At 48.6% G+C, this 15,797-nt stretch carries 22 protein-coding genes; 14 read left to right on the top strand and 8 right to left on the bottom strand.

The window, feature by feature from the left end:
* Positions 1–15: 15 nt before the first annotated feature.
* From OGH69_RS18240 to OGH69_RS01685, 6 genes are all read right to left on the bottom strand, one after another.
* Complete coding sequence (locus tag OGH69_RS18240; protein ID WP_372339321.1) at positions 16–342, bottom strand: DUF6660 family protein; 327 nt, start codon at positions 340–342, stop codon at positions 16–18.
* Positions 343–880: 538 nt separating this feature from the next.
* Positions 881–2,428, bottom strand: a complete 1,548-nt coding sequence (locus tag OGH69_RS01705; RefSeq protein ID WP_265172704.1) for an RNA-binding domain-containing protein — start codon at positions 2,426–2,428, stop codon at positions 881–883.
* Positions 2,425–3,033 carry a DUF4062 domain-containing protein gene (locus tag OGH69_RS01700; RefSeq protein WP_265172703.1) on the bottom strand — a complete coding sequence of 203 codons (609 nt, stop codon included), beginning with the start codon at positions 3,031–3,033 and terminating at the stop codon, positions 2,425–2,427. The genes OGH69_RS01705 and OGH69_RS01700 overlap by 4 nt, the downstream gene beginning before the upstream one ends.
* Before the next feature lie 363 nt (positions 3,034–3,396).
* Positions 3,397–3,693, bottom strand: a complete 297-nt coding sequence (locus OGH69_RS01695; protein WP_306354340.1) for a DNA-binding protein — start codon at positions 3,691–3,693, stop codon at positions 3,397–3,399.
* A 15-nt stretch (positions 3,694–3,708) separates the two neighbouring features.
* Positions 3,709–3,993, bottom strand: coding sequence for a hypothetical protein (locus OGH69_RS01690; protein ID WP_265172701.1), 285 nt, complete (start codon positions 3,991–3,993; stop codon positions 3,709–3,711).
* A gap of 2 nt (positions 3,994–3,995) precedes the next feature.
* A complete protein-coding gene (locus OGH69_RS01685; protein ID WP_265172700.1) occupies positions 3,996–4,376 on the bottom strand; it encodes a hypothetical protein in 381 nt (126 codons plus the stop codon).
* 62 nt (positions 4,377–4,438) lie between these two features.
* Between OGH69_RS01685 and OGH69_RS01680 the strand changes: the two genes are divergently transcribed.
* Genes OGH69_RS01680 through OGH69_RS01660 form a run of 5 tightly spaced genes read left to right on the top strand, consistent with a single transcriptional unit; the run spans position 4,439 to position 7,641 of the window.
* On the top strand, positions 4,439–4,843 hold the full coding sequence (locus OGH69_RS01680) for a hypothetical protein (protein ID WP_372339320.1): 405 nt from the start codon (positions 4,439–4,441) through the stop codon (positions 4,841–4,843).
* Positions 4,776–4,991 (top strand): PRTRC system protein C, encoded by a 216-nt coding sequence (locus OGH69_RS01675; RefSeq protein ID WP_372339325.1) that lies wholly within the window; start codon positions 4,776–4,778, stop codon positions 4,989–4,991. The genes OGH69_RS01680 and OGH69_RS01675 overlap by 68 nt, the downstream gene beginning before the upstream one ends.
* 10 nt (positions 4,992–5,001) lie before the next feature.
* A complete protein-coding gene (locus OGH69_RS01670) occupies positions 5,002–6,171 on the top strand; it encodes a hypothetical protein (protein ID WP_265172698.1) in 1,170 nt (389 codons plus the stop codon).
* Entirely contained in the window at positions 6,158–6,868 is a 711-nt protein-coding gene (locus tag OGH69_RS01665; protein WP_265172697.1) for a PRTRC system protein B, read from the top strand. Before OGH69_RS01670 ends, OGH69_RS01665 begins: the two co-directional genes overlap by 14 nt.
* The gene (locus OGH69_RS01660) at positions 6,868–7,641 is read left to right on the top strand and encodes a PRTRC system ThiF family protein (RefSeq protein WP_265172696.1); all 774 of its coding nucleotides are present in this window, start codon (positions 6,868–6,870) and stop codon (positions 7,639–7,641) included. Before OGH69_RS01665 ends, OGH69_RS01660 begins: the two co-directional genes overlap by 1 nt.
* 218 nt (positions 7,642–7,859) lie before the next feature.
* Here the strand turns inward: OGH69_RS01660 and OGH69_RS01655 are convergent, their stop codons facing one another.
* Together OGH69_RS01655 and OGH69_RS01650 are read right to left on the bottom strand one after the other, a co-directional pair.
* Positions 7,860–8,288: a response regulator gene (locus OGH69_RS01655; RefSeq protein WP_265172695.1), complete on the bottom strand. Its 429-nt coding sequence runs from the start codon at positions 8,286–8,288 to the stop codon at positions 7,860–7,862.
* Positions 8,289–8,359: 71 nt separating this feature from the next.
* On the bottom strand, positions 8,360–8,638 hold the full coding sequence (locus tag OGH69_RS01650) for a hypothetical protein (protein ID WP_265172694.1): 279 nt from the start codon (positions 8,636–8,638) through the stop codon (positions 8,360–8,362).
* Positions 8,639–8,827: 189 nt separating this feature from the next.
* Between OGH69_RS01650 and OGH69_RS01645 the strand changes: the two genes are divergently transcribed.
* From OGH69_RS01645 to OGH69_RS01605, 9 genes are all read left to right on the top strand, one after another.
* Positions 8,828–9,484 (top strand): DUF6766 family protein, encoded by a 657-nt coding sequence (locus OGH69_RS01645; RefSeq protein ID WP_265172693.1) that lies wholly within the window; start codon positions 8,828–8,830, stop codon positions 9,482–9,484.
* Between the two features lie 12 nt (positions 9,485–9,496).
* On the top strand, positions 9,497–9,979 hold the full coding sequence (locus tag OGH69_RS01640) for a CinA family protein (RefSeq protein WP_265172692.1): 483 nt from the start codon (positions 9,497–9,499) through the stop codon (positions 9,977–9,979).
* A 91-nt stretch (positions 9,980–10,070) separates the two neighbouring features.
* On the top strand, positions 10,071–10,637 hold the full coding sequence (locus tag OGH69_RS01635) for a YciE/YciF ferroxidase family protein (RefSeq protein WP_265172691.1): 567 nt from the start codon (positions 10,071–10,073) through the stop codon (positions 10,635–10,637).
* A gap of 2 nt (positions 10,638–10,639) precedes the next feature.
* Positions 10,640–10,810 (top strand): DUF2188 domain-containing protein, encoded by a 171-nt coding sequence (locus tag OGH69_RS01630; RefSeq protein ID WP_265172690.1) that lies wholly within the window; start codon positions 10,640–10,642, stop codon positions 10,808–10,810.
* A gap of 70 nt (positions 10,811–10,880) precedes the next feature.
* Positions 10,881–11,456, top strand: coding sequence for a 2'-5' RNA ligase family protein (locus tag OGH69_RS01625; RefSeq protein WP_265172689.1), 576 nt, complete (start codon positions 10,881–10,883; stop codon positions 11,454–11,456).
* A gap of 65 nt (positions 11,457–11,521) precedes the next feature.
* A complete protein-coding gene (locus OGH69_RS01620) occupies positions 11,522–12,052 on the top strand; it encodes an ankyrin repeat domain-containing protein (protein WP_265172688.1) in 531 nt (176 codons plus the stop codon).
* Positions 12,053–12,286: 234 nt separating this feature from the next.
* Positions 12,287–13,456, top strand: coding sequence for a zinc-dependent alcohol dehydrogenase (locus OGH69_RS01615; RefSeq protein WP_265172687.1), 1,170 nt, complete (start codon positions 12,287–12,289; stop codon positions 13,454–13,456).
* A gap of 53 nt (positions 13,457–13,509) precedes the next feature.
* The gene (locus tag OGH69_RS01610) at positions 13,510–13,995 is read left to right on the top strand and encodes a hypothetical protein (protein WP_265172686.1); all 486 of its coding nucleotides are present in this window, start codon (positions 13,510–13,512) and stop codon (positions 13,993–13,995) included.
* 58 nt (positions 13,996–14,053) lie between these two features.
* On the top strand, positions 14,054–15,793 hold the full coding sequence (locus OGH69_RS01605) for an FAD/NAD(P)-binding protein (RefSeq protein ID WP_265172685.1): 1,740 nt from the start codon (positions 14,054–14,056) through the stop codon (positions 15,791–15,793).
* The last annotated feature ends 4 nt before the right edge of the window (positions 15,794–15,797 follow it).

The following is a 15,797-nucleotide window of genomic DNA, read 5'->3' as shown; positions in this document are numbered from 1 at the left end:
CATCGCCGGTCATCATTATACTAATTGGGGTGGTTGCCAGATCGAACCAAAAAATTGCGAATCTACAGATTGGTAGAAATTCGATATTTCCCTGAAGATTGTATTTTCAATATCAAGAAAATCATAATCAACAGGGGAATGTAACACTATTGCAGCCACACAACTCCCGCACACGCAAAAAGGCGTGCAGATCTCCATACCATGATCATGGTCGTCATGCTCTTGTGAGGCGGTCCTATGTAAGGAAGCCTCCTGCGCATGTGACTCGCTGCATGGCAGTACCATCATGCTCAGCAGATAAACTGAGAATAAAATGGTTAAGATGTGCCTTACTTTGTTCATAATGTAAAAGTATAAAAATTTACAAATACGCAATCGCAATTTACTATAATTGTCACCATACGAAAATTACAAACTATTCAAGACTTGCAATAACATATATAAAGGTAGTGCGACAGGGGTTTTAGAGTGAACCCTTAATATAACCTACCAAATGTTTTCTGCTTATAAAAATGTTGTCAGTGTTGCCATGATTTGCTACAAGTTTATTATTAGATCTTGTAAATCTGAAGGTAAAGTAATGTGACTTAAAATCTTGAAGATAGTAATCGGGCTCCATCGTTGAAATGCTTGTCAATAATTGATTTCATATTCGTAGGAACAGGCAAACTTAATTTATATCATAAAAATTCTATTGTCATTTATGATGTTGCGATACTCCATCAAATTGTATATATCATTTTACATTATTATTCCATCTTCATTACCATCTTCATTACCATCATTATTACCCTCATCATTACCATCATCATTACCGTCATTAGTACCATCATTATACTAGTACTACACTATCATGATGGATATCACAGTTATCATTTCATCAAAGTTGATCTAATTTAGATTTAACGTTATCAGTCAGATAATATATTCCTTGTCTACGTGTACCCCTATAATTTAGCAGACCTACTTTCTTTGCTAAACTTATATAACGCTCGACCGTTGGCTTTGACTTATCTATATAGTTAGTTATATCAGTCGTTGTTACTTCTCCTTGTGCTATTAGCAATTGTATAATGTTAGATAGCTCCTCAATAATTACCGGTCCTACTTGACTGATAGCTCCATCATCTACAGCATCATTAATTATTGTTTCAACAATTTTATATACCTTACTATCTATAACCTTATTACCATCATTATTACCATCATTTAAATCACGAAGTGAATCTTTAAAATGAATGTTTTTAATTATTGGACGCTTAGTTACAAGTTTAGGACCATTAAAAGTGAGGGTGATTCCATCTCTACCATCTTTCCAGATTGGATCTTTAAGACCTTCCTTCTGACATTCGTCAATAACTTTAAGTGTACCTCGACCTAACTTATCAATTAAACCTCTTAAGAAAACAATATGAGCGATATCCGGATTCACTGGATGTGAGATATGGCTCTTTCGCAATTCACTGACTTTAATATTATTTGGCAAATGGCCACTATTTGATATAATTAATTTATCTGGGTAAACACTTATGGCTACTCCACTAGACACATTGCTGTAATCTCTATGCATGAGGGCATTAATTATTCCTTCTTGCAAGGCTTTGGTTGGAAACTTAAAGTCAATGCGCTTCCATTGGTTATTTGAAAAGGCACTACGTATACCAAGATTGTTGATATAATTTTCAAGTTTATCCCTGGTATCGAATAAATTGCCTTCAAATACCTCATCCCTAATCAACGAATCTCCAATTTTACTGTCTCCATATTCTGTAAGTCTCACTCTAACCTGTGGTAAAAATTTTGCCGGGTATTTGGCAAACAAAACTACACAAGCATTAGTAAAATAGCCATTTTGATATAATCCAAAGTGAGATAGAAAATCAATAATACTTTCTGAATTAAAATTACTCCGATGGTTAATTCTCGATTCTTCAATCGTCTTCTTAATCAGTTTTTCATCCAAATCCTCAAATTCAACAGGCAACGAAGGCTTTCTCTCCCAATGAACATCTGATTGTCTCCTTCCGTGTATTAATTCTGATATCTCTTGCGAAGTTGCTTTTACACTTAAATCTTTTCTACGGTAATAAATACTGCCATCAAATATGTAGGGGGGATTTGAACCCTTATACACTTTGACCATGATTAGACTGTGCCCTTCAAAATAATCTTTACTTATAGTGATGGGTACCTCTGGAACAATAGAAGCTACCAAGTATCTTTTGAGCCTCTCTACCACTGCATCAATATCAGGAATATCCTTTATAGCACCCTCATCATTAACACCTATTATAATCCGCCCCCCATTTGTATTTAGGAAACTGCATAGAGTCATGCCTATGGATTCCTGATGTACAGACTGCTTAAATTCAAGCTGCTCCCCTTCACCTGAATTTATTAAATCGCGAATAAGTTCTTCTTCTCTCATGGTTGGGGATTCATTTGTTCAACAATATTTCTTACACGCTCTAAATCATGGAACTGAGTCTTTACACACTGTATGATGTCCGGAACATCATAAAATTCGTCCACCCAATGACCTACGCGATCAGCAGGTTTCACTTCATTCCGGATAGTATCATTATATTGATGGATGAGCCGAATATCATCAAGTATAGGAATACCATTAAATTTAAAATGGGGGTTTGCAGTTTTTCCATCTTCTAAATACATATACTGTTTAAGTAATTGTCTGGCAACAGATATGTCCCGATGCGCTATAAACCATTTTGGTTTATTCAGAGCGATAGCTTCGAGCATTTCAAGATGGGTAATAGAATATTCATCTCCCGGCGCCGCGCCATAGCGGGGCCTCAGAATTCCAAACACAATATCAGCACTACGTACTGCTGCTAAACAATTATCTGTATTAGAGAGACGAGGGTCAACCGGAATGGTTTTCATATGGGAGTTAAGCACATCGTAACCATATTCCTTAAGAATTGTGCAAACCTGACTGATTGGATACTCAAAACCATAGATGGTTGATGCCACCATAACTTTAAGAGGAGACCCTGATTTGTTTTGCGTCATACCAAATCGATTTTAACAAATTTACAAAGAAAATACGAACTTAAAAACTGGTCTCAAACAATGAGATCATAAAAAAAAACAACCTAAAAGTACAGGTTGTTTAGATCAATTTCACTCCTCACCCCGGGATGGTATGATGGCCTGTAACTACAATACCCAAAATCTTGTAAGTCTTTCAAGTATTTATGATAGGTTGGTAGAGTCTTTATATGAGAGAGGGACATAATTTTGCGCCTGCTTACCTTTAGCTTCACAATCCTTCCCTGCTTTATCGCAATTATGAGAAGAGCTACAAGCAATGAAAAATGCCATGTATTTAAGCGTTTATCCAGTTCGAATATTTTCAAATTGGTATAGAACTTTTCAATGTTGATCCGGTTTGCTTTCATTGTTGAATAATTGTAGTAGATCATTTTTATTATAGTAGTACGACCCTAAAACTTTTTTAAACCTTACTTTACCGGTTATCCTTAAATTTTGGAGTGAAGCAGCTGAAATATCCAGCATTTTCCTGACAACCCGTGCTTTTAGCCATTCTACCTCAACTTCTCCAGTTTCTGCCTGCTTCGACCCTTCTATCATTTTTCGGATTGTGCCGATCAGGAGCATCCCGAACTGGCGTAGATCTTCTTTGGTAACACCATCTTCCATTTCGTCCATTTTAAAGTTTTACCGTCAAACCTGAAAATAAATTTTGCTGGCCCTGTTCTTTTTTTTGGAGGGCACATAACGCAGATAACCATATTCATTCATTTCTTTAAGGCAGCGATAGTAGGTCTTATGCGCGGAAATTTTGGCAATGTCCATAATTTCGGTGCTGATGGCATCCACAGGATTACAAAAGCCCCTTTCCAGCCGGTACTGCAAGAGTGCCGCGTAAATGCCGATATGCGTATTGCCTATACGCTGGTCGCTGCGCGTTCGCTCAAAGAAGGCGGTAAGGGGCTCAAGTAAGTTCATGATTATATGCTTCTGGATTTACGACGCTGCTTTTTCTCTTTTTGCTCACCGGGGCCATCCTCGTCGCCCTCTTCCGCTTTGGATTTCTGAGATTCCTTCTGGCGCTGGCCTTCATGCTGTGATTCACCTTGGGCTTTGGCCTGATTGACATCGACACGCTTATGGGCGTCATCATAAATGTTCAGGCTTTTGAACTGCGGGTTAGCCTCGATGTACTGCTTCACTTCCTGCCCGTCCTTTATGAAAGTAGCAGATTGCAGGTTGCCTTTTTTTAGCGAATTAATAAGATCATCCCTGTGGGAGTTGTTCTCCAGTTCCTTAATGGGATGCTTTGCCAAAGTGGCCTCAAGGTCGTAGCCATAATTCTCATGGTACTGCTTCACCGCAAAGTTGCCTTTGTCGTCTGCGTCTTTGAAGTCTAACTGGACCCCAGCTGCTTCTCAATATGGAGCAGTTCCTCAAAGGGCAGGAAGAAGCGAAGAAGCAATCCGCAATGGGAAAGAAAAAGGCGGAGAAAAGCGATAAAGCGGACAAAGCCGAAAAGGCTGTACCGCAAGATCCTAAGGAGAAGAAATACCTTGAGGCGATAGCGCAGGTGGATGCCCTCGAGGCAGAAGGAAAATTTAAGGACGCGTGGAGCAAAGTGCCGCAGCCTTCCGACTATCCTGACCGAGCCGATACGCTGCGCGCGCGCAGGGCAAGCCTGTCGAAGCAGTTCGCTCCCGACCTGTTCGTGGCTGCCGCCCCCGAGACACTTGTAGAATCTAATACCCAAGATTATGATGACAACACACCTGATGCCGAGGCTGTTCACGATGAAGGAACAGCAGGCAGAGATTACCTTGGCTGACCCCGACCCCGCGTGGAGCGTGGATGCGGTCTTGCACTTCTATGCCAACACCTACCCCCTGCTCACGACCGCTAAAGTCAGCGGCCCCGTGATTGATAACGATGCGGTGCAATACCGCTTTGAGAGCCTGATGGGGACTAAAGGATAAACTATATATTATGGACGATGCAACACACTATAGCGGGGCAGCTTCGCCTGCCCCAAGACAGAAGCCAAAAGCAGCTGCACCAAGGCGCAGGGGAATTCATCCTGCAACTCTCCCGCCGAAGGGATGCCGCGGAGGTGCAGCGCGACAGGCTGCAATCCGCCCCACAGGGGCTGCTGCCTATGGTTTTCTGAAATGCCGCTTCCTGCCCCACCTTGCAGGGCAGGGAACTGTGGCAGCCCCACAGGAAGAAGAAGCCTTCTTCCGCTCCCTCGGGCTGCTCACAACGCATTACGGCATTTCCCTCACACCGACCCACCACCTCGGCTATCCCTACAGCAGGGCATTAGTCCTGTGGGAAGCGGATAAGCTGCTGCGAAAGGTAAAGGAGGAAAGTATCTCCCTTGAAGTGCAGCAGCAGGATAATACGGCCTGCCTTGCCGCCACAGAAACGTACTGCACGGGCAATACGCTCTATTACATCCCGCTCGTACCCCTGCATTACCTGATGAAAGACCGCAGTCGGCGCAAAGGGGCAGCCCTGCTGCTCGGGGTGTGCGGCTACCTGTTCCACAGGGCAGGGATGCCGCATTACCGTGATGAGGGCAGTTACCTCTGTTGGCAATATGATATGATAGCCGAGTGGGTCGAAGCCGACCCCGAGGGATGGGAGCAGGAACACTACTGGCAGCAACGCTCGCAGCTGCACGAGGCGCAGCATATCGGCGCGGTGATGCAGCGCAGGCTGTGGAACACCTACAGCCTTGAGCACCTGCAAGCCAATGCCGAAAAACTTGTCCCGCGCGATGCCTATGATTGGGACTGCTTATCCTTGGCGCACGACTGCCTGCAACTGATACGGGACTACCCGCAGGAGAGCCTGTACCGCAATGCAGACGGGAGCGTACTGCCCGACCCCGACGACTATGGCGATGAGGATTGCATCACGATGGACAAATACATCAGCTTCTGCGCCAATACGAAAGGGTGGCTGTACCAAACCCTGTCCGAATGCGTGAACGCCGAGTTCGGCGAATACACGCAGATACAAGAGCCTGTACTGCGCCGCATCTTTGACGGTCGGGCGCACGAGAACGATAGCCTTGATTTTGAATGCAGGCTCTTCCGCCTGATGGATGACTTATGCGATATACTAAACAACAAAGAGTATGGAAACCGATAGCCCAACGCTGTACCACCCCGCCGCCGCCCTCGTGCTGTTCAAGCCCGACGGCAATGAGCAGAGACTGTACATTGAGCATTACGATATGGACGACAACGGATGCCCTCTAAATCCGCGGCCGCTTACCCTGCGGGAAGCGCGTGGGCTTGCCAAGGCACTCGATGTCAGGAAGGAAGCTGAAAAAGCTTTCCTGCGACCGGAGGGTTTACTGCCTCCCTGTGTGCTGCATCTCAACCCCTGCGAAAAAGGGAGCGTGGTATGGTACACCAAGCCGCAGGCGAAAACCCTGCATTTTGCCGATAGCCTCGGGCTGCCGTCAGGACGGCTTCATCTGCCTGCCTTGGTGTGGGCAGCGGACAGGAACAGGCTGTTCCTCTATGCCCTGAAAGGCAAAGGCAAGAGAAAGTTAAGCCTAAATACACCGCTCTGCTACGCCCCGTTTATGAACCTGTATGAAAACGGGAACGTGTGTATGGGAAACGTAAGTGTAAAAATTTCAAAGACCGCCTCGCTTGAGGAATTCATCGCCGCATGGGAAGGATATTTCTTTGATAGTTATTTCAGCCACTTCATCGGCGGGAACTCCCCCGTCCACGGCAACCTCGTAAGCCTGTATAAACAACTTATGGAAACGGGAAGCCCCTTCCCTGTCGATGTATCGCTGCCCAATGGTAAAACCCTTAAAGACCTGTTCTGATGAAACCAAAAGCCCATTTTATAGCCCCCGAACTGCTCAACCCGACCAACGCCATCGAAGTCTGCCTCATCGGGGCGGGCGGCACAGGCTCACAGGTACTGACCGCCCTCGCACGGATGAGCCATAGCCTGCAAGCCCTCGGGCATGCAGGGTTTCAGGTGAGCCTGTGGGACGATGATGTAGTGACCGAAGCCAACCGTGGCAGGCAGCTGTTCGCCGAGTGTGAGGTCGGGCTTTCAAAATCTGCTGCATTGATAACGCGCTGCAACCGATTTTTCGGCACGATGTGGAAAGCCGTGAACAGGCGATTTGATGCAGATACCAACGTAAGGGCTGCCCTTTATATATCCTGCGTGGACAGCGCAGCTGCACGCTTTGCCATCGCCGAGGCATTGCTGCGGGACGATGGCAGGAAGCACTATGCCAATATCCCAAGGTACTGGATGGATTTCGGGAACAGCAGGGACACGGGGCAGGTTATCCTGTCCACTATCGGCAAGGTAAAGCAGCCGAATTCGGACAAGTTTGAAACGGTGGAATGCCTGCCGTTCATTACGGAAGAATTTGGGGAGTTGCTGCGACAATCCGACACGGATAATGCGCCAAGCTGCTCCCTCGCCGAAGCCCTTGAGAGGCAGGACTTATTCATCAACAGCACCCTTGCACAGGCAGGCTGCTCGCTGTTATGGCAGCTATTCCGGAACGGCTATACAGCCAATAGGGGCTGCTTCCTGAACCTTGGGGAGTTCAAGGCATCGTCCCTGCCCGTCTGAAAATCGCGCCACACCGCATAGAACCCTGTCTTGCGGGTTTCTGTGCGGCGCGGGACTGCTCCTACCTCCGACAAAACCAGCAAGGTCTCCAATCCATAAGCTATCCTGTTCAGCCCCGGCAGACAACGGATACTGTTATCTGACGGAATCAGGCACTCTGGCATGTGTCGTTGAACACCTTACCAACGATAAATGAATAGGGATTTTTAAATTCTTTTTTATGCGATGCCTAATTTTGGTATATCTGCCTCTTTCCAATACGAAAGGACTTTTTCCAAAAGCGAGCGGTAATGGTTATAATCATTGACCTTATGAAAGAACCCCTGCACGGAAAGCTGGTATGCTTTCTCGACCGTCTCTTCGGCCGCAGACGTCGTAAAGAAGATATAGGGTACGCATTTCCGGCTCAGCAGCTCGTCGCGCAATATGCGGTCGCGAAGCTCATATCCGTTCATCTTTGGCATATTGATATCGGAAATGACCATAAAGGGCTTGACGGCAGTATTTCTGAGGTAATCGAGCGCCGTATCACCGTCAGGCAATGTCACTACGGCATTCTCCTGGCCCAGGCTCTCTAAGATCTCCCTCATTATCTCCCTGTCATCCTCATCGTCATCAATGACAATTATCGGCCCTCTTTTACTCATAGCGTTGGTCTTTGGCGATAAAGATAGGGCTTTTCACCCGATAACGGCAGCGTTTGACTGTTATAGTTTTATTAAAACGCCCTGCGTACCAGGCAGCTGAACAGGAAATGCAGCGGCATCCTTCCTACAAGGCATGCGCCGGCCCACCAGCCCGCCTGCAGCAGGAAACGCCCCGGTAGCGCGCGAAGTTCCTCCAAGAGACTCACGTCCAGTTCAAAGTTGCCGGCGGCCCAGCTGAGGAAGTCGGTGGAGGCAGCCTGTGCGTGCCGGACGAGCCCTTCGTCCCCCAGGGCGCCTATCATGTCGTGGAACGCTGAAATACCGTCAGGATCGAGCGAATACTTTTTCATGGCTATAGGTGTTATGGCTGTGAAGTTACATTATTGGGCCTAACTGAAAATTTACAATTTCGTTCAAAAAGTTGCAAAAAACACGCAAAAGACGTACGGCTATAAGAACCTGATGTACATGATAGCTAATTTTTTTCTAAATCCTATGGAAACTTCAGGTACAGAGGCTAACTTTATGGTAAAAAAAATATGAAGGCCTTCGCGCGCAATAACGCCCTGTCACTTGCATTTTTCCTGCTCTTCCTGCTGGCTGTTGCGGGCCAGGTATACTTTGGGCTTAAGGAATACAACCAGGAACTGGCGGATAACGGCATGCTTCCCGCAAACCTGGGAAACTACCTTTCCTCGGGCCATTTCCTGCAGGCGACCTTCGAAAACTGGGAGTCCGAGTTTCTCCAGATGGCACTGTTCGTTGTGCTTACGATCTTCCTTATCCAGAAGGGCTCCTCGGAAAGCAAGGACCCGGATAAGAAGGAGGAAGTTGACCGGAAGCCCGACCCAAAACGCACCGGCGCCCCGTGGCCGGTCCGCCGCGGGGGATGGGTGCTGGTTCTCTACAAGCATTCCCTTACCATAGCCCTCCTTGGCTTATTCGCCGTGAGCTGCTGCCTTCATTTCAGCGGGAGCCTGCGCGATGAGAACGTCCAGCGCGTAAGCAAAGGCAAACCCGCACTTGATGCTTCGGGATACCTCTTGGAGCCGCGGTTCTGGTTCGAATCTTTCCAGAACTGGCAGAGCGAGTTCCTGTCGGTCTTTGCCATAGTCATCCTGTCGGTCTATCTTCGCCAAATCGGTTCGCCCCAATCGAAACCCGTCGACGCCCCTAATAATGAAACCGGTGAATAAAACCTGCCAATTATGCCATCTAAATTAGTATCGGACTGCAGCAAGGCCATAGCCGCAAAAGGCTATAGCATCGCATTCATCGAGAGCGCCACCGCCGGAAGGATGTGCTCCGAATTTTCACTTACCCCTAAATCGGGAGAGATACTGCTTGGCGGTATATCCTGCTACAAGGTTTTTGTCAAGGAAAAGCTGATAAAGGTGCCACCGCAGCTTATCGCGGAACACACACCCGAATCAGCACAGGTGACCCAGTCGCTGGCGGAGCATTCATCAAAGCTGTTCAGGTCCGACATCACTGTCGCCGTCACCGGCCTGGTGTCCCCCGGAGGCAGCGAAACACCTGACAAGCCTGTCGGTACGATGTTCATCCATATCCTGTACCCCAAGGGTTTCGTAGCGCATGCCGAAGTGTACAGGGGCAGTGCCGAAGCGATTATAATGCAGGCGATCGACCGGACGGCGGAACTGATTATCAGGGAACTTGAAAAAGAGTAAGATGTTAAAAATTAGCAAATTAAGAAAAGCTTACCATAGCCGGTACATCCTGTGCCGTAATTTTAAGGCATAATCTTAAAACACCTATATCATGGCAGATTCTACCAACCAGAACGACAGCGGGAGAAAAGTTGCAGCGAAGCCTTCGGCTGCGGAAGGGCTCAGGGAACTTTTTGTGGATGAGCTGAAAGATATCATCTACGCCGAGCGCGCCTTGCTCAAAGCGCTTCCCAAGATGGCAAACAATGCGACCGATGCCAGCCTGAAGATGGCTATCGAAGACCACATCGCGGTCACCGAGGGCCAGGTTTCACGCCTGCAGCAGGTCTTCGAAATTCTCGGCGAATCCGACCGGGGCAAAAAATGTGATGCTATGGAAGGCCTTATCAAGGAAGGCGAAGGGATACTGGAGGAAACAGAAGCCGGGCCTGTGAGGGATGCCGGGATCATTTCGGCCTCGCAGAAGATCGAGCATTACGAAATCGCGTCATACGGCACCCTTGCCGCGTTTGCAAAAATATTGGGGCATGACGATATCGCTGCGCTCCTGGAGGAAACCCTGGCCGAGGAAAAGCAGGCGGATGAGGCCCTTACCGAAGCCGCTTACAACAGCATTAACCTGGAAGCTGCTGACGAAGATCAGCCCGAAACGCTTTAGCCATGCCGTGGTATAATGGGGATTACCCCCCTTCTTATAAGAACCAGCCCGAGGATATCCGGGAAAAGGCGGTTGAGATCGCCAACGCCCTGCTCAAAGAAGGGATTGAGGAAGGGGAGGCAATAGCCACGGGGCTGAAGCGGGCGCGCCAATTCTTTGAGGAAAAACAATAGCCGGGATCCCGGCATGATCAAAAGGTAGGCGTCATGGGATGCTTACCTTTTTTTTATTAAACCCTGCCACATGTGCGCAAAGAAAAGGATATATAACCAGGAATCGCTATTCGGACCGCTGTATGCGTACCTGGTGGTGATCTCGCCTCCCGACGAGGTAAAGGCGGATGTTGCCCGGCTGAAAAAAGAACTTGACCAGGTTGCGGGTATCGGTGAGCGCAACCTGCACTCCATTGCGCACATCACCCTCACTGAAAAGCTTACCGATGATGAGGCATTTCCGCAGGCAGTAAGTCACCTTTTGGGGAAATGCCATCCGTTCCCGGTCACTATTGACGGATGGGGACATTTTGACCACGGGCATAGCGTGACAGTCTACCTTACGGTTGCTGATCCGGAACCCATCACCGAAATGGCCGGGCTGCTGAGGTCGAATGCGAAATCCCCGCACATCGCCCTGGCTAAGAAGATATCGCACGATACCTTCCAAAAGCTGCTGCCGTTTCTTGACGGGATGGATTACCGGGCGGCCTGGACGTGCAGCGGCATCGTGGTGCTGGGCAAGCTGATGTCGGAAAAGCATCTTGGCTTTAACAGGCCTTACCCTATCAGCTTTGATGCTCCCGATGATGAATTGAAGATTTAGGAAAACATTAAGGAGGCTCAACAGCAGCATTTTGTACCTTGTAATGGCTTTAAAAATAACTTACCATGGATGAAATTACCCAGGCATTATTCGCGGCAGCACGGCAGGGCAATGTGCCGGTGCTGGAGGAAATATTTTCCGTGCTGGACGACGTCAATGTACGCGATGAAAAGGGCTTTACGCCACTGATCATTGCAGCCTATAACAACCAGCCCGGTGCCGTGGCAGCACTGCTTGACGCGGGCGCCGATCCCGACCTCGCAGACAACGGGGGAAATACAGCCCTGATGGGTGCGAGCTTCAAGGGGCATGCTGGAGTCGCCTGTATCCTGGTCAGCCGCGGGGCAGGACTGGATATCCAGCACGGCAATGGCGGCACGGCGCTGATGTTTGCAGCGATGTTCGGGCGCAATAATGTCGTAGAGCTGTTGCTCGAGCATGGCGCTCGCGCAGACATCACTGACGCACGTGGGCTGACGGCCCTGGACCTTGCCCTCCAGCAGGGCAATGCCGCTGCCGCGGAATTATTGCGGCAGCCTCCTGCCAAACGGCCAACAGGCAACTTATCCGAGACTTCGAATCCTAACTTATTATAAAAAACACCTTCTGACGAGGATGCCAAACTCCCCACCGGAGCGAAACCCCGGGGACGGCATAGGAGACCCTACCGCAAGCCGGGGCAATAAAGGGAGATGCCGGCAGCAAGATAGAGGGACGTGGTCTTTACTGAATTCCCATATTGTCCGGCGCTGCCCATGTGTTGTCCAATAGGAAGTAATTTTATGAGAGGCCGGCAATTTGTTAACTAAGAACATCTAAAAGCTATAACTATGAAAGCAGCAGTAATCCATGCGCCGGGCAAAATCACCTGCGATAACATTGATGACCCAAAACTCGAAAACCAGGATGACATCATACTCAAGGTCACCGCAACAGCCATCTGCGGGTCCGACCTGCACATTTTCTCCGGGGGGATTCCCCAGCCGAGGCCAATGGTGCTCGGCCACGAGTTCATGGGTATTGTCGAAGAGGTCGGCAAAGGCGTAACCCATGTGAAGAAAGGCGACCGGGTGGTGGTGCCCTTCCCTATTGCGTGCGGAGGCTGTTTTTTCTGCAACCACGACCTTCCGGGGCATTGCGAAAACAGCAACCCTGAGCATTACGGCCCTGAGGGCGGGCTGTTGACAGAAAAAGGAGGAGCACTGTTTGGGTATACCGACCTGTACGGCGGCTATGACGGCGGCCAGGCCCAATATGTAAGGGTCCCCTACGCCAATTACGGGCCGCGCCATGTGCCCGAAAACCTTACCGACGAGCAGGTGCTGTTCCTTACCGACATCTTCCCGACAGGCTATACCGGCATTGATTGGGGTGAGGTGAAGGGCGGCGAGACAGTCGCCATATTCGGTGCCGGGCCGGTAGGCATCATGGCTGCCAAGAGCGCCTGGCTCAGGGGTGCAGCGCGCGTGGTAATAGTCGATACCCTGCAGTACAGGCTGGATAAGGCAAAAGCCACAGCGGGCTGCGAGACTGTTTTGTGGGAAGATGGCCCTAAAGGCGTGGTGGAGCAGATACGGGCGATAACGCAGGGCCGTGGTGCCGATGTATGCGTGGAGGCAGTAGGCTTCGAGCCGGACAGGAGCTTTTTGGACAGGGCTAAAGCTGTCGTCAATTTTGAGAAAGGCTCTGTAAAGGTCCTGGAAGCCTGCATGAGTGCGGTGCGAAGGGGCGGCATCGTATCGGTGTTGGGTGTCTACCCCACCACGTACGACAACTTCCCTATCGGGCAGTTCTTCGACAAGGGCATCATCCTCAAGGGCGGCCAGGCGCCCGCCCATAAGCACATCGATAAGCTGCTGGGATATGTCAAGGAAGGAAAAGTGACGCTCGATGACATCATTACCCACAGGCTGCCGCTGACCGACATTGCGCACGCCTATGATATCTTCAAGAACAAGGAAGATGGTTGCGTAAAGGTCGTTTTAGACCCGTGGGCATAAGATAAAACCAACCCGCAGCAGGAATCCTGCTGCGGGCTTTATTATTGAATATTATGAAAACTGCTGAGAAAATAATTGTGGCCGGAATAATCGGAACGACTTTTATGACGCTGTACAGCTATTGGCGGTCAAAAAAGGAGAATGAGCAGTACCTTGAGCCGGTGATGCTCAACAAGCTGATACAAAGGTCCGACGCGCTTCCTGCAATTGAAGACGAGGAAAGCCACCCCGCGGGCTGGGGATTGCATTACGTGGCCGGAGTTGCGTTCGTTGCGGCGTACTGGCTCATTTGGCGCAGGGCACTAAAAAATCCCTCCCCGTTAGGTATTATTATAACCGGTGCCGCCAGCGGTATTGTAGGGATACTTATCTGGAAAATGATGTTTGCCAACCACGACAACCCGCCGCACAATTACCGCTATGGCTATTATCGCCAACTCTTTATTGCACATATCATTTTCACCCTGGCTGCTGCGGGGGCTTATTCCATGGCCAGCAACTTACAACTAAAAAACAGAAGATCCATTCGCCTTGCCTGAAAGATCAGGAATCTTATAAACCATCTTTTAAATACGAAATAGTTCTCCCTTTTACATAATGGATAAAAAACATAAAACTATCGCCATTATTGGCGGCGGCCCTTCAGCACTGTTTATGCTCAAGCGGTTGTTGGAGACCGATGCCAAATTTGATATAGATATATTTGAACAGCATGACCGGCTTGGTGTAGGTATGCCTTATGGCAAGTTTGGCGCTGAAGCCGAACATGTAACCAATGTTTCGGCCAATGAAATCCCGGCGTTAGGCATATCGCTTGAAAACTGGATTGCACTGCAACCGGACGGCCACCTCAAAGCTTACGGCATTGAGCGCAGAGGATTTTCAGCTTACAGGGTACTGCCCCGCCTGATATTTGGGGAATATCTTGAAAACAGTTTCAATTTATTGCTCAAAAAAGCAGAAAAGAATAATGTTTCGGTTAAAGTGCATTATAACACCACTGTAACGGACATTACAGACGAGAAGGCGTCAGTACGGATCGTAACAGGAAATTTGGGAAATTTCAATTTCGATCATGTTGTGATATGCACAGGGCACAATTGGCCAAGTGATAAAGAAAATGCCCAGGCAGGATACTTCCAGTCGCCATATCCCCCGTCTAAGCTGAAATTACGGGTTAATTGCAGTGTCGCCATCAAAGGCGCTTCGCTTACCGCAGTTGATGCCATACGCACTTTGGCGCGGGTCAACGGCACCTTTACTGAACGAAGCGATGGATTTTTAACTTATAACCCCCTAAAAGAAAGTGCAAAGTTTAAGCTCGTCCTGCATTCCCGGGGTGGCCATTTGCCATCGGTACGCTTCCACCTGGATGATTCGAGGCTTAAAAATACATCGCTGCTTACCTGGGACGAACTGATGGCTCACCGCGAGCAAAATGGCGGGTTTGTTTCACTGGACTATATTTTTGAAAGGGATTTCAAAAGGCTGTTGCTCGAAAAAGATCCTGAACATTATGAATGGATAAGGAACATGGATATGGAAGCTTTTATTGCCGATGCAATGTCGCTCAGGGAAACTGTGGACCCGTTTGACCTGATGCGGGGCGAGTACGCAGAAGCCGAAAAATCAATACGCCGGCACGAATCCGTTCACTGGAAAGAGCTATTGGCAATGCTGAGCTTCGCAATGAATTATCCAGCCAAATACTTTTCCGCTGAAGACATGCTGAGGCTTAATAAAAACCTTAAGCCGCTAATATCGCTCGTCATAGCATTCCTGCCACAGTCCTCATGCCGGGAAATACTCGCGCTGCACCAAGCAGGCTGCCTGGAATTGTTCAGTGTAGAAAGTGACACTTATGAAGAGCCGATGCCGGACGGCGGGGTTCGTTACCATTACGGTCCTTCTGCTGACCCTGAATGTATCGACTATCCCGTATTTATAGATTGTACCGGCCAACCCCAGATTTCAATCGAAAAATTTCCTTTCCCCGGCCTTGCCGATGCGGGTACCATCAATCCCGCCCGGCTATCTTTCAAGGATAACGCTGCGGCTGGGCTTATGCTGAAAGATGGCATTGAAAATATTGAGCAGGATTCTTCCGGAAATTACTACCTGAAGGTGCCAGGAATAGGGATTAATGACTATTTTCAGGTTTTGGACCGGTTTGGGGCCTATAATGAGCGTGTCTACATGATGGCCGTCCCTTATATGGGCGGATTCAATCCTGACTATTCCGGGCTTGACTTTGCAGAAGAGGCATCGGGACGTATTGTGAAAGGCATCCTGAATCTCGATATTGCGGGAAGCCAGAGTGAGACATTCAGACTGTAAACGT

The organism is Flavobacterium sp. MFBS3-15 (genome assembly GCF_026107645.2).
Taxonomy (GTDB): domain Bacteria; phylum Bacteroidota; class Bacteroidia; order Flavobacteriales; family Flavobacteriaceae; genus Flavobacterium.
The sequence above is the reverse complement of the archived record's forward strand: the minus strand, read 5'-3'. Positions and strand labels throughout refer to the sequence as shown.